Source organism: Marinomonas sp. 63XJN7_7_ISO-PGPR-S23-202 (assembly GCF_056173505.1).
Window position 1 is genome coordinate 4,269,010 of sequence record NZ_CM149677.1, and the last position, 18,831, is coordinate 4,287,840.

The following is an 18,831-nucleotide window of genomic DNA, read 5'->3' on the forward strand; positions in this document are numbered from 1 at the left end:
TCAGCTTTTACTGAACTAAAACGAGTGAACTCTATGCGCCCAGACAAACGAATAAATATCCGATTATTAGAAGTCTTTGTTTCTGTGGTGCAAAACCAAGGTTACTCGGGTGCCCAGCAAGATCTGAACCTTACCACTTCCGCCATCAGCAACTACATGAGTGACTTAGAAGCCCAGGTAGGCTTTACCTTATGTCAACGTGGTCGCGCAGGGTTTTCGCTGACGGAAAAAGGCCAACAGTTTTTGCATCAGAGCATCAAACTGCTGGATGAAATGAATGAATTGGAGCGCCACGCGGAAGCGCTCAAAGGTGACTTAGGCGGTACATTTCGGATCGCTGTTTTAGACGCAACCGTCATGGACGCATCTTTGTCTATGCCGGAAGTCATCCGTCAATTCTGCGAACGCTTTCCCGCCGTACATTTGAATTTACAAATTCGCAGTCCGTATGAGCAGGTGCAAGGCATCCTCAATAATCAGCTCGATCTTGCCATTGGTAACTTCCCTTCCAGTGTGAATAACGTGGTCGAGGAGAAGCTGTATCGCGAACAACATTGGCTCTATTGCAGCGATTTGAACCCGCTTTTTGACATCAAGCAGATAACACGTGAGCAAGTCATCAAATGTGGCTTGGTGACACGAAGCTACTGGAATACAGCGGATTTACGCAAGCGGGGATTTGGTCACAGTACGGCAACCGTGGAAAGCATGGAGGCTCAGCTCACATTGATTCTGTCTGGAAAATTTGTGGGGTACTTGCCTGAGCACTACGCACAGCACTTAGTGAAATCGGGGCGACTTAGACCCCTTCTCCCCAGTGAATTTGGCTATCAAGCCCCTTTCTCTTTGATCTTTCGACGGGGGCGCAGTAAAGAAGTCTTTATCCGCACCATGAGGGAGCTGCTCATCAAACAAACGTCGGAAAAAGCCAAATAAATATCTCATTAAGTCTGATCATTATGGCCCGTCTGACTCGATAACATGCGGAATGTCACCTAACGCATGCAAAGACCTTCCTCTTTAATACGATGAAAAATAGCTTAAAAAAATAGTCTTTTTGACTCAATTTAGGCCCTCATTATATAAAAAGCTTATTCACTTTTTTATTAAAAACATCGTCTAAAACGTGTTCTTCTCCTTCTGCTCATCATTTTTATTTAAATAATTCAATCACTTAAAAATGAAAATAAAAAAGTTAAAACAAGCTTTTTTTCATAAACCTTTTTTTCACTGGCCTCCCTTTACTGTAAAAACAAGCAAACTCTTTTCCTTTTCATCTGAGTCGCTTACCTGAGTTAACTTGCCAAGTGAGACCATTATGCAGTCATCCAATGCACTCTATGTAATGCCAGAGCAATCTCTTATTCCCACGCCAACTCTGCCTTACGAGTTTCTTTCTGCTGCCATGGAAGACCCAAAAAGAAGAAACCTAGAAACCTTTGTCCAAGAGGGCTTCGCCAAAAAATACCAAGCCCATGTCACAAACTTTATGCCATTGTTGTTAGGGATTCATGCACAACGCTTAAGGGCGGTAGTGGGCGTAAGACGAGCGACGCAACCTCTTTTTATTGAGCAATATTTACCTGTTCCCATTACCAATATGCTGCAAAAACATGGTATTTGGACACAACGTCATGCCATAGCCGAACTGGGTAACTTATACAGCCAGAACCAACGTTTTACCTTGCCTTTATTAATGACGGTGGTGATGAGTTTATATCTCTCTGAGATTCAATATTTAGTCTTTTCAGGCACCGATAAAATTCGTCAGCTATTAGAGAAGCTCAAACTCAAACTCACCTTTTTAGCGGATGCAGATCCTAGCAAGCTGCAAGATCAGGCCAATTGGGGAAACTATTACACCAGTCAGCCAAAAGTCATGTTTATTGATGTGGCAAAAGCTGTCGCAACGGCGTTAATGCAACCCGAGTTACAGGCACTGTTTGGCCTAGTTCAAGCCAATCATTCAGCACTTTTACAACAGATGAGGACGCTATAATGTGGTACTTTTCTTCACCGGATTGGGCCGATAAAATTGCCTTAGAATCCTCCCAACAGTCACTGACCTATCAGCAGTTGGCAGACGCTGTCACCGCTCGTCAGACTTGGTTACAAGCGCAATCCATCCAAACGCTTGCAATCGCTATGGACAACTGTGTGGAATGGGTATTATTTGACCTTGCCTGCCAACAAGCTGGCCTGTGTTGTGTTCCTGTCCCCAGCTTCTTTAGTCCAGCACAAACATCCCATTTACTAACACAAAGCGGTATTGAGCTGCTGTTAACAGAAGACTCATCGGAGCAAACAAACGAGACGCCTTTTCAGCAAGTGTTCATGCGCCGCTTTCAGGTCGATACACCGCCAGTCATGCCTCAAGGTACTCACAAAATCACCTTTACTTCTGGCACCACGGGCAGCCCCAAAGGCGTTTGTTTAAGCACTCAGTCACAGCAAACTGTCGCACAATCCTTAGCCGAAGCCGTCGCGATTCCCCAAGTTCGTCATTTGTGTTTGTTACCCTTAACGACCTTATTAGAGAACGTAGCAGGGGTCTATGCGCCGCTGCTGGTCGGCGGCACGGTTATTCTTGCTAGCCAATCTGATCGCGGCTTTAGCGGAAGTCGGCTCACTCAGCCACAAAACATGCTTACGCTTATCAGTCAACAACAGCCCCATAGCGTCATTTTAGTACCGGAGTTGCTGTCTCTATTCGTCGGTGCTTGTCTACAAGGTTGGCAACCCCCAAGCTCTTTGCAATTTATCGCAGTCGGGGGTGGTAAGGTAGCCCCAGGCTTACTGAATAAAGCACGCGCTTTGGGTTTACCCGTTTATCAAGGGTACGGGCTATCAGAATGTGCGTCCGTTGTGGCCCTTAATACCCCCCAAGAAGAGGTGTTATCGAGCGCCGGAAAAGTCTTACCACATAATCAATTACGCATTGAAGATGATGAACTCATCGTCTCAGGAAATCTCTTTTTAGGTTATTTAAATCAGCCGGACAGCTTTTATCCTCAGGAAGTCCACACGGGCGATTTAGTCCGCTTGGATAAGCACTTCTTAACCATAGAAGGTCGTCGCAAAAATGTGTTGATCAACTCCTTTGGCCGTAATATTTCGCCAGAATGGGTAGAAGCGGAACTCATGGCAACGGGCTGTTTTCGTGAGGTGCTCGTCTTTGGGGATGCACTGCCCTGCTGTGGCGCTTTATTAACCCCCCTCCATGAAGCCATCAGCGAGCAGCAAATCGCGCACTGCCTTCAAATCACCAACCAAAGTCTGCCTGACTATGCGCAGATTGTTCATTGGATCACCTTGTCGCAGCCTTTTATATCGGTAGATGGGCTGGTTACGGCCACAGGCAAACCAATTCGAGACAAAATATTAACGCACTTTCAGCAGGAGATTGACGCCTTGTATGTCTCTTCTTACGACAGTGTATCTAACCCTCTTCCATAGGAGACATACGATGACCCTTTATCAACGCCTACAGCAAGAAACCCAAGCAGCACGCCACTATTTGGTCACATCGCCCATTATTGAACGTTGTTTTCATGGCACCATTACCCTTAACGACTACTTAGCTTTTCTGACGCAAGCTTATCATCATGTCAAACATACGGTGCCCTTGTTAATGGCGACGGGCAGCCGCCTTCCCGAAGAGAAAGAGTGGCTGCGTGAGGCCGTGGGGGAATACATAGAAGAAGAAATGGGACATCAAGAATGGATTCTTAACGACATCGCGGCCGCTGGCGGCGATAAAAATGCGGCCCGTCATAGCCAACCCAATGCATCCACAGAATTAATGGTAGCCTATGCTTACGATGCGATTCAGCGGCGAAACCCGTTGCGCTTTTTCGGCATGGTATTCGTACTGGAAGGAACAAGCATTGCCTTAGCGGATAATGCCGCACAACATATTCAAGATAAGCTAAACTTACCCCCACAAGCGTTTAGTTATTTGCGTTCACATGGATCTCTGGATCAAGAACATATTGTTTTCTTTGAAAATCTCATGAATCAGATTACCGATAAAGAAGAACAAGATATGATCATCCACAGTGCCAATATGTTCTTTACCTTATATGCGAATATTTTTCGCGAAATAGGCCATGTAGATCAGCAGATGAACGCCGAGTCCAAGGAGGCTAAATGAAAAAACAAGGTGTAAAAGGACTCTGGGCACAACAACGCTGCCTATTGACTGGAGCAACTGGCGGCATTGGTCAGGCCATCGCGAAAGAGCTCGCTGACAGAGGCGCCACTTTAATTCTACAAGGCCGCGATAAGCAGCGTTTAGAAACGCTTGCCCAGTCCCTTAAGGGTCAACATCACATTCTCGTGGCGGATATCAACCATGCAGATGACAGAGAAAAAATCCGTCAAACAATGGCAGAATCTGACCCCTTCACCATGCTGATTAATAATGCAGGGGTGGGACAATTTGCCCCATTTGAGCAGCTTTCAGAGGAGGAAATCACCCACACCATTAGCACTAACGTCATTGCCCCTATTTTATTGACTCAAGCGCTATTGCCGCTTTTAAGCCAACAACAGGCCCATATTGTCAACGTCGGTTCCACCTTTGGCAGTATTGGTTTTGCGGGTCAAGCGACTTACTGTGCCAGCAAATTTGCGATACGCGGTTTCTCTGAAGCCCTCTATCGGGAATTAGCGGATACGAATATCAAGGTGTCCTATTTTGCCCCTCGCGCCACCGCCACGGCAATTAACAGTGCCAAAGCCATGGCGATGAATAAACAACTTGGCAACGCCGTTGACTCACCAGAAACGGTTGCCCAAGCGCTTATTAGGCAATTAGAAACAGGCAATCCCCGTCAATTTGTTGGCTTCCCTGAACGACTTTTTGTCAAAATTAACGGCTCTTTTCCTAATATTGTAGATAAAGCTCTCTTTAAAAAGCTCTCTGTGATAAAACGTTTCTTAAACACACAATAAGAAGAGGTATGATTATGAAGTCCCTATTTGTTGCCCTTATAACCCTTGGCTTCTTATCCAGCGCTTGGGCTCAAGACAACAACACTCTGCTCGATATTCAACACCAATGGTCCCATATCAATTATCAAATGACAGATAACGATAAAAAGGTCGATGCCTTTAAAGCCTTGGCCACTAAGGTGGAAGCCATGGTAAAAGCAAACCCCAATAATGCCGATGATTATATTTGGTTGGGTATTATTCAAGCCAGTACGGCTCAGGCAAAAGGGGGGCTCGGCGCATTATCTTTCGCGAAAGAAGCCAAGAAAAACCTCGAACATGCCATCAAGATCAACCCCAATGCCTCCGAAGGCAGCGCCTTCACTACCTTAGGCGTTTTGTATCATAAAGTACCAGGTTGGCCAATTGGATTTGGCAGCGATAGCAAAGCCAAAAAACTGTTACAAAAATCCATCGCGATTAACCCAAAAGGACTGGATAATAACTTCTTCTACGGCGAATTCTTATACGATGAAGGCGATTATAAAGAAGCCAAAAAATATCTAGAAATAGCTCAACAAGCGGCCCCAAGAAAAAACCGCCCTGTGGCAGAAGCAGGTCGCCGCAAAGATTTAAACGCCCTCCTAGAGAAGGTAAACAAAAAACTTCAATAGATAGCCAGCCGTTTAATACCGGAAAAGGTGCCTTCATGGCACCTTTTCATAGAGCAATAACATTCTGTATTTAGCAATGATTCTCTATATTTAGACATGATTGAGAATCAAAGTAGAACAATCTCAAAACCCACCGACACAATCCCCTCTTAGTCATGAATTCTCGCTAAAATGCGGCCATCTAAGACTGAAAATTCAAAGGAACTGTCAGTGAAAAAATTATTAATCGCTCTCCTGATCGCCGTTGCCGCCGTGGTTGTCATCACTCCTAAAATAATGGGATCACAATATCAAAAACAATTAACCGACGTGGTCAATGCCATCAATGCCACTCCCCCTTATCATGCCACCATCGTCAGTTCAAAAAATGGCTGGTTTGGTTCTCAAACCACCCTACAAATCGAAGTGGATCTGAAAAAAGTCGATCCAAGCCTAGCTAATGAACTCAAGAAAAGTGATTTTAAAAGCGAACTCACCCTTCAGGCTCACTATGGCCCCGTTATCATGGATAAGGGATTCAAGTTGGCGTTGTTTTCGTTCGATGGTCATATCCAAGGAAACGACCTACGTAACAGCATAAAATGGGACAAAAACACACCGCTGTTCACCCTATCTGGTCTCCAAACCCTTAGTGGAAAACTCACCTTCCAAGATACCATCGCGCCTTTTACCGCAACACTGCCTTCAGAGTCTAAAAGCAACGTCATATTCAGTGGCTACCAAGGGAATGGTAGCTGGGCAAATCACCACCTAACATACGACAGTAAACTAGACCATGCGTCCATCCAGGACGCTTCTACTCTGGAAGTAAAAGGATTATCCACCGCGTTCAACTTTGATGGTAACCTGAAAGATTTAACCTCAGGTGGACTCAAAAATAGCGACATGACGATCAAAATGGCAGAGCTAAGGGTTGACCCGCTATTCACTGCCAAAGGCGTGGTTTTCCAAGCAAAAGGTCAATTAAACGACACCAACCAAGTGGGAAGCCTAGCTCTTAAAACCAAGATTAAACAGCTTGGCTATCAAGATAAAAATGTCTCCGATTTTTCCATGGATGTCACCCTAAACCAATTGAACAATCAGTTCTTTAAAGATTATGTCGCCTTTAACCAACAACTTGACCCCAAAAACACCACTGACCGAACTCAAGCAATGACCCAGTTTATGCACGATCATATTGGTGAATTTTTCAAAACAACCCCTGAATTGGTGATCAATAGCCTTAAGGGAACACTACCAAAGGGTAAATTCAACGCCCAGTTTGATGGACACCTTACCAATTCCCATGACAAAATGACTTTCGAGCAACTCAGCCAGCCTGCTTACTGGCTAGCCAATGCCGACGTCAGTTCAAATATCAATGCGGATAAAGCATTAGTTAAAGCCTTAGCCGAATTCGCGATCGAAGATCAACTTGCCGACAACCCCAACATTCGCTCACTAACCACACAAGAATACAATCAGCTAGTCAGCCATCAAGCGGACACACTGATTAAACAAGCAATAGATCAAGGAGCCGTGGTAACAAAAGACGGTATGTATCACCTAGATTTCAGTGTGAAAAAAGGCAAAGCATTGCTAAACGGCAAACCTTCAACACTACTTGACGGGCAAAATTAATCTTGGGGTAACGCTTGGAAGCCATGGATGTTAGGCTTTTAAGCGTTATCTAGCCACAACGAGTCTTAGTATCGACATTGACTCGAAAAAATAAAAAGGAGAAGCACCATGAACACCAAGCTCAGCCTTCTATTTGGCGCCTTAGCGTTATCTGGATGTTCAACCATGCATTCTGAAGCCGAACAAAACCTAGTTACCTCTCCTTCATCGCCAGCATCAATAGAACACAGAAGCTGCAACGATAGGTATGACTACCATTTAAGCAATCAAGATTTTTCGCGTTTTGATGAAATGGCCCAGCAACTGGCCCACGCAAGTGGTTGTTTTATAAGAACCGATTTAGCCAAGACTGGAGACGTTAAAGTCCATTCAGTCGAAGGTAAAATGTCGATTCTTGAGGCCATAAAAACCGCCATAGCAGGCACCCGACTTCAAGTGGTTCATCACACCTCTAAGACCATTACCATAGAATAAATATTGCTAGAGACCCTTTGCTCGATGTGATGAGCAAAGGTCTCAGCGATTATCTCTTCACGTTTTCAAGCGCCTTGAACCACATACACTTATCAGGTCGACTCAAATAACGATTATTTACGGTTGCTTGGAAGCTCTGCTAATCACTGTTTCGAATTCTGTGTCCCATTTTTAAATACACTGACAGCTCTTGATTCAACTCATTATTGAGTTTAATGAGAACGGGTCGTTCGACACTATGGGCTAAATGGTATTTCTTCGCCGACTCACCCGCCTTTTTGATCACAAGCGCTTAATCATAATAAAGAGATTCTCAGTCGAATAAAGCCTCTTAGTGCTATGTTTACACCCACTCACTTATCTAACAAAAAATGTTAGAAGCAAAAAACAGCTCAATTAACATATTGAAATATAAAACAATTATTAAAAGTGAAGAAACGTTAAAAGTTACAAAAAATAAAATAGTAAAAAAAATGTCGTAAAAATGTCACTAAAAGCACTTACATTGGCGACTAAATTCTCCAACCTAAAAGAGCCTAAACGTGAAAAATAAACACTTACGACTGAACATCCTATTCACAGCTTGTGCGATCGGTTTTATCCAACACGCATCAGCCACTGAACTGAGCTATGAACATCAGTACGAAGATGTAAGCAAAGACAATGTCGATGAAATTGAGCTATCACACAAATTTGATTCTGGTTTCAAATTAGCGGGAGCACTCAAATTCAAGCCCCATGAACAAGCCAATGGCGACAGTGGAAAAGCATTTCATGATGATCGCTGGCATGAAAGTAAAATCAGTGCCAGCTACAGCATTAAATTGAATAATGATTGGAAGCTGACACCCGGTTTTTCTTGGGCACGAAAGCAAAATGCGTACAAATACAAACCCTCACTTAAATTAAAAACGGCTATTACAGATGACACCCATGCTTCTATTCGTTATCGCAAGGAAATAACTGACGCAAGCGGTAAGAAGACTAAAAAAGTAGATCGTATCGATTTAGGTATTAGCCACAAAATAGAGGACATGACACTTGGCTATACCTACACCTACTACCATGGCAACCAAAATCTATTTGATAAAAAGCGAAACGACTATCAGCATGAGCTAGAAGCCGCTTATAAATTAACCAAAAGGTTCTCTCCTTATATTGCCGTTAAAAATGAGTCCGTTAGCTCTAAAACCGACCAGCGACAAACAGAATTTGATATCGGTTTTGCGCTTAAAATCTAATGGTTAGTTGCCATTAAAGCGCACTTTGGTTTTGGTGCTTTATTCCTAGAAAAATTGAGAAAAGACAAGGTTCGTATTTAGGTAAAGTGCGAACCTTGTCTTTACATCAAGCGCTTAATACCCTCACCAAAAAACTACGTCCACCCAAACCGCCACCATCACAACTCAACGTCAATAGGACAAGTTGGCAAAGGTAACGAATACTCTTCACTTAAGGGTTCAGACACATCTCTACAGCATAAACATCGATGCCAATTCCTAGCCGCCGCTAAAGGCTACCGATAAGCAATAATGAGCTTTGATAACCTTACACTTCATTACCTTTTTAGAACATAAATAAGAGCTCTATACCCACTGTTTACTACTATTATGTAATATCAATTGAACTTCGAGGGGAAGGAAATGTCGATAAAGCTAAAAGTTTATTTTGGTATACTCTTGTTCGTGATCATTGTTTTAAGTAGCTCAGTCATTGCGCTTTTATCGATTAACAAAGTGAGTAAAGAAATAAAGTACATTACAGGAAATGCTTGGAATGCTGCAGACGGGGCAATGGAAGGGACAATTGGAATACAAGCACAAATCATTGCTCTTGATTCGTTTATATCCAACGAAGCCTCTCTTGAAGAAACCAAAAACAAAATTGCCGAAACCAACAAATTCACTCTAGAAGCCCTTAATAGAATGAAAGCGTCCGGTTTAATGGACCCTAAAGAGCTACAAACCCTAGACAGCTATTTAGCGACGCTAGAAAGTTTAAAAGCGCAGATTTTGTCTGGAGACAAAGAGTCCATAGCAAAGACGTTAACAAATTTTGATGAACATGTAACAACATTGCTCGACTTCATTGAGAAGTTGGAAGAGGTTGGAGACAGTCAAGTTGAAACCCGCGCTGCTGGCTTAGATACCGTTATTCATAACGTTGAACTCAATAACTACATCAGTTTAGGTATTATGCTAATCCTTTCTGCCATCATTGCATTGGCAGCAAACCGCCTGATTATTCGACCTTTGCGCCAAATGATAACCGTTTTAGAAGGCTTGAGTAGCACCGATGGTAATTTAACGACGCGTCTCAACAGTTCAGGCAAAGATGAAATAGCCGAAGTAGCAAAACATCTAAATGGCTTTATCGACCTTGTTCACTCTATTATTAAACAAGTGTCCTCCACCGTCTCCTCAACACAACACTTTGCAGAACAAATAGATAACACACTTCAACAAGTGGATCGTCTATCCCAACATCAACAGCAGGGTACCAATGAAATATCCAATTCTGTCAGCGCCATGTCACAGGCGTTAGGCGAGGTCTCTGCTGATGCCAACAAGTGTGGCGAAATGGCCGTCGAAGCGACAAGCAATTCCACTAAAGGACAAAGCAACCTTTCCCAGACATTGCAATCCCTCCATGCGGTTGTCGATGAAATGGAAAAAGCCTCTTCCGTTGTCTCCACCCTCGAAAACGACGGACAAAATATTGGCAATGTTTTGAATGTTATCCGAGAAATCGCAGAGCAGACTAACTTATTGGCACTAAACGCCGCTATTGAGGCCGCTCGTGCTGGGGAAACGGGTCGCGGCTTTGCTGTCGTAGCAGACGAAGTGCGCAGTCTTGCAAATCGTACCCATGAATCCACTCTTGAAATAGAAACCGTCGTTGAGCGTATCCAAAAAGGCTCAGCAGATGCTGCGCAAGTCATGCGCTCATCACAAAAACTCACGGAAGGCGTTGCAGCACAAGCCCAAGAAACCATCGAGATGTTCAACACCATCATGGGCTCGATCAATACTCTTAGCCAAACCAACCAACAAATATCGCAATCCATTCAAGAACAAAATCAACAGGCTGGGGATATTTCCGAGCAAATCGGAGACGTGACGGCAACAGCGGCGTCGAATGTGGAACACACCCAAAAAGCCGTGGACATCAAACAACGTCTGATTGCAGATGTTAATAAACTCAGTGGTTTAGTCGATCGCTTCCGTATCTAAAATAGACGATGATTCGCTAAGGAGTAAATTTGATCTAACTCTGCCCCCAATTATTAACATGAGCCCAATTATCATTATCCCTAGATGGGTTAGTAACTTATTTAAAACATGGATTTAGTTTTGGCAAGGAGGCATTGCATGACGCAATATAAAGAGTTTGGGTATTTCGATAAATGCTGGGGAGTATTGGTTGGCCTAGGGGTAATTGGTAAAGCTTTTATCACCAAACCCACCCCTAAAACACTACAGCAACGTCTGGCTATGTTGCCAACGGATAAGCTAACACTGGAGGCTCCCGTTGACATATATTGGAATCATCATCAGGTTCCTTTTGTGGATGCGCAATCAAAGACCGATCTGGCACAAACGTTAGGCTTAATTCACGGCCATCTACGCTTGGCGCAAATTGAAACCATGCGCTACTTGGGAACGGGACGAATCTCTGAATTGATTGGTCCACTGGGTGCTGAAATTGATCGTTCTCTACGTTTATTGGATATCGCTAAGGCCGTGCCTGAGATGATAGCGGCGATGGATGCAGAGACTCGTGAGTGGGCAGAAAACTTTTTAAAAGGCTTAAACACGGCCATTTGTCATTGCCCTGAGCTGCCACACGAATGCAAAGTGTTAGGGATTCAACCAAAACCATGGACGATGGAAGATTTGATGACCTTTGCACGCATTAATTCTGCCGACATCAGTTGGTTAGTGTGGTTAAAATTGCTGAAAGCTCGTAGAAGTATGCCAACAAAGGATTGGCAAGCATTGTGGCCAACTCTGGTAAACGCTGACAGTCCAAGTGCCTATGCAGCACAAGGTCGATTTAGTGCAGAACATGTATTGGCACTACAAACTCGCAGTGGCAGTAATTCCTCAGGCATTTCCGGCCAACGTACTGAAAGTGGTTATGCTGCCATTGTCAGCGACCCACATTTGCCAATTGCCGCTCCCAGCCCCTGCCTATTTATTGGTGTAAAAGCCCCAGAAATGCATTTGGTTGGGGCTATGATGCCGGGGATTCCATTTTTCCTATTGGGGAGAAACCAACATATTGCCTGGGGAGCCACCAACCTACATGCACAAAGCAGTGATTTGTTCGATGTGTCCGATTTTTCAGATGAACAAATCGAAGAAGAATGGCAAACAATTCAGCCTCGTTGGAGCCGACCTCGTCAAATCAAACTGCGTCGAACGGCGCTTGGACCAATGGTTTCAGATGGCAAATTGATGCGCTGTGATCAAGCGGTGTCGATGCGTTGGCAAGGACACAAGGCAAGCAATGAAATAGGCGCTTTATTGACCATCGCCAGTGCTAAAAGTTGGGATGAGTTTCATGACGCATTGATGCCCTTTGGTGTTGCTGGCTTGAATATGATCGCCGTGGGTGGTGACGGCCAGCGAGCGGGTCATTGTTTGGCGGGTCATTTACCAAAACGTCCAAATCAGGCACCAGATGATGTTATTTTACCCAGTAGTGCGGCAGACAATTGGCAGGATATGGTGAACACCAAAGATATGCCTGTCAGAGTAGATACTGAACAAGGCTTTGTGGTATCAGCCAATCAACGACCAGAAAACAGTGATTTCCCTGTGGGCTACTTCTTTTCCCCATTTGATCGCAGTGAAAGGTTAACAGCGCTTTATCAACAAGGTCGTAAACTGACCTTTGCCGACTTTCGCAACAGTCAGCTCGATGTGCTTATGCCCAGTGCATTGCCATTATGTCAGTTGTTTTTGCGCAGTATTAAAGACAAGCAATACCCCGCTAACTTACAAAGTATGATTTTCTTATTACAAGAGTGGGATGGCGGCTATCAGGCGGAGCGTGCTGAACCTTTGGCATTTGAACTTTTGCTTTGTGAAGTCGTTAAGCAATTGCAACTGATGAAAACAGCAAAACATTATCAGACGATTTGGATGGCCTATTCTCGTTTGTTGGATGACCTTCAAGAGGTGGCAACTGAGCGATTGGCGAATGCTGTCATTAAAGGTCTTAAAAAGCTAAGTAAACAACTTACCCATCATTCGAACTGGGGAGATATTCACCGTTTACGATTTGACCATATGTTTGCACATCTGCCCTTTATTGGCCGTCGTTATCGCTTCGCGGATGTGCCAGCAAGCGGTGGAGCTAACACGGTAAATAAAACTGGACACCCATTAGTCAGTAAAAAACACAAAGTCAGTTTTGGTTCTTGTATTCGTCATATCAGTGATATGAGCGATGAAGACAGTAATTACTTTGTAATGATAGGCGGTCAAGATGGTTGGATTGGCAGTGACAACTTTGCGGATCAAATCGAGTTATGGCAAGCCGGGCGGTATATTCAGTTGCCAATGAAGCTGGATACCGTGAAGCGTTTGTTTACACACAAAACGGTACTGCTGGCTAGGGAATAATGTGTGCGCTCATAATCCCACTTGGAATCAATAGGGTGAATCAATAGGGCCAATGTCATTGATTCTTCTTATCTTGAAATGCCTTGGACTTCCTGTTTCCTCCTCGCCCTAAAGGATTCGCCCTCCTGCCTGTTTTTCCTCGATTTCAGTTTTAAAACGATCATCGTCCAATACTCGAGCCTAGTGTGTGGCCTCCCGAATGGCTGCCAATAATTACGTAGCCTATCTTCTTTATCCTTATCCAAGATTAAGGGATTCACTGTGCGGTGTAATCAGAGCAATCTCTTTTCCAATGGCATTGCTTTGGTAACTTGACCAAAGGTACTCTGAAGCATGAGCCACCATGCCCGCTCTCACCGGATTAAACTCAATATAACGATTTTTAACCTTTAGCTCCCATGCCTCTTACTAAAACACAGTAAGGGGCATTTTTTGTTTATAATGACCGTTATTCGCATGGCCCATAAAACGGAACCGTTAAATGGATAAAATTGATAAAAAGATTCTGCGCTTACTGCAACAAGATGGCCGTCTAAGCAACGCTGATTTAGCAGAAAAAGTAAATGTGAGTGCCGCAACCTGCCATCGGCGTACCCATCAGCTGTTTAAAGACGGCTATATCAGCGAAGTTAGGGCTTTGATTGAACCGGAAAAAGTCGAACGCGGTGCATTAGTCTTAGTTGGTGTGGTATTAGATCGCTCGACTCAAGAAAGCTTTGCCACCTTCGAACTCGCCGTCGCGACACTTTCCTTTGTTTTGGACTGTCATCTTGTGGCTGGGGATTTTGACTACTTTCTCAAAGTTCGCGTAAAAGACATTGCCGATTTCAATAAACTGCATAGCGAGCAATTACTCGCTTTACCGAACGTGCGCCAGTTGCGTACGTTTTTTGTGATGAAAGAAGTCAAGGACAACGCCCCCTTGGATTTCTAGGCTTGTCCTTGCCAGCGACATGACGCAAAAAAAAGGCACCTCATGGATGCCTTGATTATCAATAAACAAAATCCCATTAATGGAATCCAGGCATTTTCGCGAAATTAACCATTACGATAAATATAACTGTAACCATTGATAGCAGGCACACCGCCTAAATGCGCATAAAGCACCTTTGAGCCCTCGGGGAAGAAGCCTTTTTGCGCCAAATCGATCAAACCTTGCATAGACTTACCCTCGTAAACAGGGTCCGTCATCATGCCTTCTAAACGTGCAACCAAACGAATCGCCTCGTTGGTTTCATTGGATGGCACACCATAAGCAGGGTAGGCATAATCTTCTTTAATGACGATGTCTTCAGCTGTTATTTCGCGGCCCAATTCCACCAACTCTGCTGTTTGCTGAGCAATGGTTAATACCTGATCTCGAGTTTGAGCGGGCGTTCCTGATGCATCGATGCCAATCACCTTTTGTGAACGACCATCTTCGGCAAAACCTACCGCCATCCCCGCATGAGTCGACCCGGTTACCGTACAAACCACAATGTAGTCGAATTTAAAACCAAGCTCTTTCTCCTGCTCACGCACCTCTTCAGCAAAACCGACATAACCCAAGCCACCGTATTTATGAACGGACGCTCCGGCAGGAATAGGATAAGGAACGCCGCCTTTGGCTTTCACGTCTTCAATGGCATTTTTCCAACTCTCACGAATACCAATATCAAAACCTTCATCCACCAGGTCAATCTCAGCCCCCATGACACGGCTCATCAAGATGTTACCAACGCGGTCATACACGGCATCTTCAAATGGTACCCAGCTTTCTTGGACCAGACGACATTTCATACCGATCTTGGCGGCTGTCGCCGTGACCAAGCGAGTATGATTCGATTGCACACCACCAATACTTACTAGTGTATCCGCACCCGAGGCTATCGCATCAGGTACGATGTATTCCAATTTACGCAGTTTATTGCCTCCGAGGGCAAGACCAGAATTACAGTCTTCGCGCTTAGCATAGACCTCAATATTACCGAGATGCTCAGAAAGGCGGCTTAGCTTTTCGATAGGCGTGGGGCCAAATGTCAGTGGGTAACGTTCAAATTTTTGTAAGTTCATAATAGTCATTCCTTAGTGAGTGAAGTTGTAACCAGACTACCGAAACCAAGATGAAATGTGCTTTCTAATTTTGATTTTTATTGATCTTAAAAACATTAAAAAATCGAAATAATGAGATATAAATTCATAAAAATATAAAATATAGAGATATTCTTTCATTAAAAACTCACCCCTAAAAAACGGTTCATTGAGCCACTTTTACCCCCTATAGATGGAACAAAAAAATGCCGTTAACGCATCCTATTTATGCGTTAACAGCATTCCAAAACACGCGATTAAAGCGCTAACCTATTAAGTCACAGCAAGAGCCCAAGCAGGATCCGCAATCATCATAATCGCCTCGACTTCTAGCTCGGCATTCATGGGTAAAGCCGCTACCGAAATCACCGCTCTGGCAGGCAATGGATCTTGAAAGTGTTTTACCATCTCACGGTTAAATTCCGCTAAATTTGCCATGTTTTTTAGGTAAATGGTGAGCTTCACCACATCACTAAGCAAGCCACCAGACGCCTTTGCAATGTTCTCTAAGTTACGAAAGACCTGAGAGGTTTGTTCTGCGATCGAACCGTCTAGTAAGGTATTGGATTCAACCAGCAATGGAATCTGTCCTGACAAGAACACCCAGCTGCCAGATTTTATCGCTTGGGAACAAATCTCTGATTCCGATGGGGCCAACTTGGTTTCAATTGAACGCAGCATTATGTCTCTCCTATAGCAGCCTGTGATTCATTAGGGTAAAAGCAACACACTCTTCGCCACCGCTTGAGCCCTAGGCACAAATGTGTCTAATAAACACAACTCACCGTCCGTGTGCATTTTGGCTCCCACAGGGCCCGTTCCACATAAGGTCGGAACCCCCATTGAGGAAGTAAATCCAGCATCAGAACACCCACCAGTAAACTCCCCTTCAACAGAAAACCCTAAGGTTTCTACTTGTTGTTGATAATGCGCTAATAACGCTTCACTCATCCTTGCTTCAAACGGATGAAATGCGGCTAACAAACGCATGGATGCAGTCACGCCTTGAAGTCTGGGTCTATCGATAATCTCCTGAATCGCCGCTATGGCTTCTGTCATCTGCTCTTTGGTTATATAGCGTAGATCTAGACGCGCACTTGCCTCGGGGGCAACGGTGTTAGAGGACATGCCACCACTGATTAATCCTACGTTTGTCGTCACTCCACTGTCATAATCCGTCAGTCCATGAAGATCGGTGATAATCAAAGCCAAGCCAGCAATGGCACTGGCACCATCGGCATGGTTAACACCAGAATGCGCGGCTTTGCCTTTGACTAAGATGTCAAAGCTCGCACCGCCTTTTCGGGCGGATACCACATTACCGCTGATTCGACCTGGTTCGGCATTGAACACCGCTTTCGCTCCCTTCACCATCCGCTGAATCACATGGTGACCTTCTGGCGAGCCAATCTCTTCATCTCCCGTAAACAAGCCGATGACAGGGCAAGGCAGCTCGCCAATATCAGAGTGGGTCAATAAATACTGCAACCCTTTTAAGACAAAGCAGTTCAGCACCAAACCGGATTTCATATCGGCCACCCCTGGTCCAAACGCGGTCATCCCCTCTCGACTAAAACCTCTCGTAGCAACGGTACCTTTTGGAAAAACCGTATCTCGGTGACCCATAAGATAAATAGCGGGTAGCGGATCTTTCTTATCACAACCTGAATCAATACGCGCTTCTAATACATCCCCTGAGTTCACCGATGTATGCCAACGACATTCAATACCGTCCACTTCCAACCAAGAAGCGATCAAACGGCCTGCCGCATCAACCCCCTCTTTGTCATAGCTGTTCGAATCGATCTCTACCAATGCTTGCAAACAATGAAGCATTTTCTCTTCTTGTGTGGCTAGCCAGTCACACAAGAGGTCCGCATAAGGTAGCAGCGCCTTATCTGTGATCATTTTGTTCTCCTTAACGTTTTGCATGAATCGATGCACCTTGCTCGGATAAATCCCAAAACAGCCCGGTCATAATCTGTAAGGCTTCACGACACACTGGCGCCAGCACATGTTCATTCGGCGCGTGTTGACTACAGGCGGGGTAGGAATGAGGCACCCACACGGTTGGTAAGTTAAGAATATTGGCAAAGACATCGTTTGGTAATGAACCACCTAAGTTAGGTAATAACACTGGCTTCTTCCCCGTCGTCTGAGCCAGCGAACCCAACGCCCAATCCACCCAAGGATCTTCAGGGTCAAGGCGTGTGGCTTCCATAATATCCTTGCTGGCAATAACCTCCACATCCGAAAAACCGTGATGATCAAGATGCTCACGGATGTGCTTTAGAAAGTTTTTACTGTCGCTCTCTACCACAAAGCGCAACTGACAATGGGCACTGGCGTAACCTGGAATGGCATTCACAGGCATATCAGGATTACCCGTTTTGCATGCCAACATCTCCAACGTATTCCAAGCAAACACGCGCTCGGCTGGCGTTAAATCTGGCTCTCCCCAATTTGTATCCACCTCCGGGCTGTTCGCGCCCTCGCCCACCGGAATATCTTTGAGTGCTTGACGCACCGATTCGGGTAAACGGGCCGGTAACAAGTCCTTAACCAAAATTTTACCTTTGGCATCCACCATGGACGCCCAAGCATGGGCCAAACGCGTCCCCGCGTTACTCAATAATCCCCCCCAATTGCCGGAATGATGCGCCCCATCACGCAATGTCACTTGCAAATCAAAATTAAACCCACCTCGTGAACCAAGAAAAATGGTAGGATGATCCGCGCTTAACCTCGGACCATCGGAGGCAATAAATAGATCCGCAGCAAGGGTTTCTTTGTGGATATCACACAATTCCGCCAAGCCCGGAGAACCAGCCTCTTCCCCCATTTCAAAAATGACTTTGACGTTAAAGCCCAGCTTGCCTTTTTTCGCCTCTATTACCTGTTTTAAAGCCGCAAAGTTAATGGTGTGTTGGCCTTTATTATCCGCCGTTCCACGTCCATACCAACGATCACCGTCTACAACCATTTTCCAAGGCGACAACCCCGCTTTCCATTGATCATCGTAACCACGTACGACGTCCCCATGACCATAAGTTAGTAACGTCAGTTGGTCTGGATCCTCTATTCGCTCAGCGATGAGAAAAGGCCAGGAACCGGGTTGTTTTGCGTCGGTAACGGGGTTGGCCACAATACGAGATTGAAACCCCAGTGAGGCCAATTCGGGCATAATACTATCTTGTAAATAGACATGTAGCTGATCAAAAGCGTCCTGATTTTGGCTTTCACTGTGCACGCTAACACGCTGTTCTAATGCCGTGAAAAACGCCCCTGAATCAAAATAAGATTCCGCCCCTTGAATAGTGGATTGACGGCTCATGCTCTCTCCTTGGGTAAAATAAAAAAACACTAAAATCAACTCAAAAGCGCGCAATAAAGCGGACTCAAAAATGACCATAGCAATGAAA

At 44.7% G+C, this 18,831-nt stretch carries 16 protein-coding genes; 12 read left to right on the plus strand and 4 right to left on the minus strand.

What is annotated here, in order from left to right; all coding sequences use genetic code 11:
• Nucleotides 1–33: 33 nt before the first annotated feature.
• The 12 genes from AC0VYG_RS19715 (at nt 34) to AC0VYG_RS19770 (ending at nt 14,273) form a co-directional block, all read left to right on the plus strand.
• Nucleotides 34–936 carry a LysR family transcriptional regulator gene (locus tag AC0VYG_RS19715; RefSeq protein ID WP_475429605.1) on the plus strand — a complete coding sequence of 301 codons (903 nt, stop codon included), beginning with the start codon at nt 34–36 and terminating at the stop codon, nt 934–936.
• A gap of 382 nt (nt 937–1,318) precedes the next feature.
• On the plus strand, nt 1,319–1,999 hold the full coding sequence (locus AC0VYG_RS19720; RefSeq protein ID WP_475429606.1) for a thermostable hemolysin: 681 nt from the start codon (nt 1,319–1,321) through the stop codon (nt 1,997–1,999).
• Nucleotides 1,999–3,456, plus strand: coding sequence for an AMP-binding protein (locus AC0VYG_RS19725; RefSeq protein WP_475429607.1), 1,458 nt, complete (start codon nt 1,999–2,001; stop codon nt 3,454–3,456). Before AC0VYG_RS19720 ends, AC0VYG_RS19725 begins: the two co-directional genes overlap by 1 nt.
• A gap of 10 nt (nt 3,457–3,466) precedes the next feature.
• On the plus strand, nt 3,467–4,153 hold the full coding sequence (locus AC0VYG_RS19730; protein WP_199477863.1) for a TenA family transcriptional regulator: 687 nt from the start codon (nt 3,467–3,469) through the stop codon (nt 4,151–4,153).
• Nucleotides 4,150–4,956: an SDR family oxidoreductase gene (locus AC0VYG_RS19735; RefSeq protein WP_475429608.1), complete on the plus strand. Its 807-nt coding sequence runs from the start codon at nt 4,150–4,152 to the stop codon at nt 4,954–4,956. Before AC0VYG_RS19730 ends, AC0VYG_RS19735 begins: the two co-directional genes overlap by 4 nt.
• A 14-nt stretch (nt 4,957–4,970) precedes the next feature.
• Complete coding sequence (locus tag AC0VYG_RS19740; RefSeq protein WP_475429609.1) at nt 4,971–5,609, plus strand: tetratricopeptide repeat protein; 639 nt, start codon at nt 4,971–4,973, stop codon at nt 5,607–5,609.
• Nucleotides 5,610–5,819: 210 nt separating this feature from the next.
• Nucleotides 5,820–7,232: a YdgA family protein gene (locus AC0VYG_RS19745; RefSeq protein WP_475429610.1), complete on the plus strand. Its 1,413-nt coding sequence runs from the start codon at nt 5,820–5,822 to the stop codon at nt 7,230–7,232.
• A gap of 108 nt (nt 7,233–7,340) precedes the next feature.
• Nucleotides 7,341–7,706, plus strand: coding sequence for a hypothetical protein (locus AC0VYG_RS19750; RefSeq protein ID WP_475429611.1), 366 nt, complete (start codon nt 7,341–7,343; stop codon nt 7,704–7,706).
• A 542-nt stretch (nt 7,707–8,248) separates the two neighbouring features.
• Entirely contained in the window at nt 8,249–8,947 is a 699-nt protein-coding gene (locus AC0VYG_RS19755) for an oligogalacturonate-specific porin KdgM family protein (protein WP_475429612.1), read from the plus strand.
• 402 nt (nt 8,948–9,349) lie between these two features.
• Nucleotides 9,350–10,939 (plus strand): methyl-accepting chemotaxis protein, encoded by a 1,590-nt coding sequence (locus tag AC0VYG_RS19760; RefSeq protein WP_475429613.1) that lies wholly within the window; start codon nt 9,350–9,352, stop codon nt 10,937–10,939.
• A 138-nt stretch (nt 10,940–11,077) separates the two neighbouring features.
• A complete protein-coding gene (locus AC0VYG_RS19765; RefSeq protein ID WP_475429614.1) occupies nt 11,078–13,339 on the plus strand; it encodes a penicillin acylase family protein in 2,262 nt (753 codons plus the stop codon).
• A gap of 481 nt (nt 13,340–13,820) precedes the next feature.
• Nucleotides 13,821–14,273: an Lrp/AsnC family transcriptional regulator gene (locus tag AC0VYG_RS19770; RefSeq protein ID WP_067019823.1), complete on the plus strand. Its 453-nt coding sequence runs from the start codon at nt 13,821–13,823 to the stop codon at nt 14,271–14,273.
• A gap of 104 nt (nt 14,274–14,377) precedes the next feature.
• Here AC0VYG_RS19770 and AC0VYG_RS19775 read toward each other — a convergent pair whose 3' ends face one another.
• From AC0VYG_RS19775 to AC0VYG_RS19790, 4 genes are all read right to left on the minus strand, one after another.
• The gene (locus AC0VYG_RS19775; RefSeq protein ID WP_067019827.1) at nt 14,378–15,391 is read right to left on the minus strand and encodes a 1-aminocyclopropane-1-carboxylate deaminase; all 1,014 of its coding nucleotides are present in this window, start codon (nt 15,389–15,391) and stop codon (nt 14,378–14,380) included.
• Nucleotides 15,392–15,682: 291 nt separating this feature from the next.
• A complete protein-coding gene (locus AC0VYG_RS19780) occupies nt 15,683–16,090 on the minus strand; it encodes a Rid family detoxifying hydrolase (protein WP_475429615.1) in 408 nt (135 codons plus the stop codon).
• Nucleotides 16,091–16,120: 30 nt separating this feature from the next.
• Entirely contained in the window at nt 16,121–17,317 is a 1,197-nt protein-coding gene (locus AC0VYG_RS19785; RefSeq protein ID WP_475429616.1) for a M20 family metallopeptidase, read from the minus strand.
• 10 nt (nt 17,318–17,327) lie between these two features.
• Nucleotides 17,328–18,743: a M20 family metallopeptidase gene (locus tag AC0VYG_RS19790; RefSeq protein ID WP_475429617.1), complete on the minus strand. Its 1,416-nt coding sequence runs from the start codon at nt 18,741–18,743 to the stop codon at nt 17,328–17,330.
• Nucleotides 18,744–18,831 lie beyond the last annotated feature (88 nt).

Bases quoted from the DNA above. Each gene is read 5' to 3' on its own strand.
- AC0VYG_RS19775 (WP_067019827.1), bottom strand. From the start codon at position 15,391: ATGAACTTACAAAAATTTGAACGTTACCCACTGACATTTGGCCCCACG.
- AC0VYG_RS19790 (WP_475429617.1), bottom strand. From the start codon at position 18,743: ATGAGCCGTCAATCCACTATTCAAGGGGCGGAATCTTATTTTGATTCA.
- AC0VYG_RS19740 (WP_475429609.1), top strand. From the start codon at position 4,971: ATGAAGTCCCTATTTGTTGCCCTTATAACCCTTGGCTTCTTATCCAGC.
- AC0VYG_RS19765 (WP_475429614.1), top strand. From the start codon at position 11,078: ATGACGCAATATAAAGAGTTTGGGTATTTCGATAAATGCTGGGGAGTA.
- AC0VYG_RS19760 (WP_475429613.1), top strand. From the start codon at position 9,350: ATGTCGATAAAGCTAAAAGTTTATTTTGGTATACTCTTGTTCGTGATC.
- AC0VYG_RS19780 (WP_475429615.1), bottom strand. From the start codon at position 16,090: ATGCTGCGTTCAATTGAAACCAAGTTGGCCCCATCGGAATCAGAGATT.
- AC0VYG_RS19730 (WP_199477863.1), top strand. From the start codon at position 3,467: ATGACCCTTTATCAACGCCTACAGCAAGAAACCCAAGCAGCACGCCAC.
- AC0VYG_RS19715 (WP_475429605.1), top strand. From the start codon at position 34: ATGCGCCCAGACAAACGAATAAATATCCGATTATTAGAAGTCTTTGTT.
- AC0VYG_RS19725 (WP_475429607.1), top strand. From the start codon at position 1,999: ATGTGGTACTTTTCTTCACCGGATTGGGCCGATAAAATTGCCTTAGAA.
- AC0VYG_RS19735 (WP_475429608.1), top strand. From the start codon at position 4,150: ATGAAAAAACAAGGTGTAAAAGGACTCTGGGCACAACAACGCTGCCTA.
- AC0VYG_RS19750 (WP_475429611.1), top strand. From the start codon at position 7,341: ATGAACACCAAGCTCAGCCTTCTATTTGGCGCCTTAGCGTTATCTGGA.
- AC0VYG_RS19720 (WP_475429606.1), top strand. From the start codon at position 1,319: ATGCAGTCATCCAATGCACTCTATGTAATGCCAGAGCAATCTCTTATT.
- AC0VYG_RS19770 (WP_067019823.1), top strand. From the start codon at position 13,821: ATGGATAAAATTGATAAAAAGATTCTGCGCTTACTGCAACAAGATGGC.
- AC0VYG_RS19785 (WP_475429616.1), bottom strand. From the start codon at position 17,317: ATGATCACAGATAAGGCGCTGCTACCTTATGCGGACCTCTTGTGTGAC.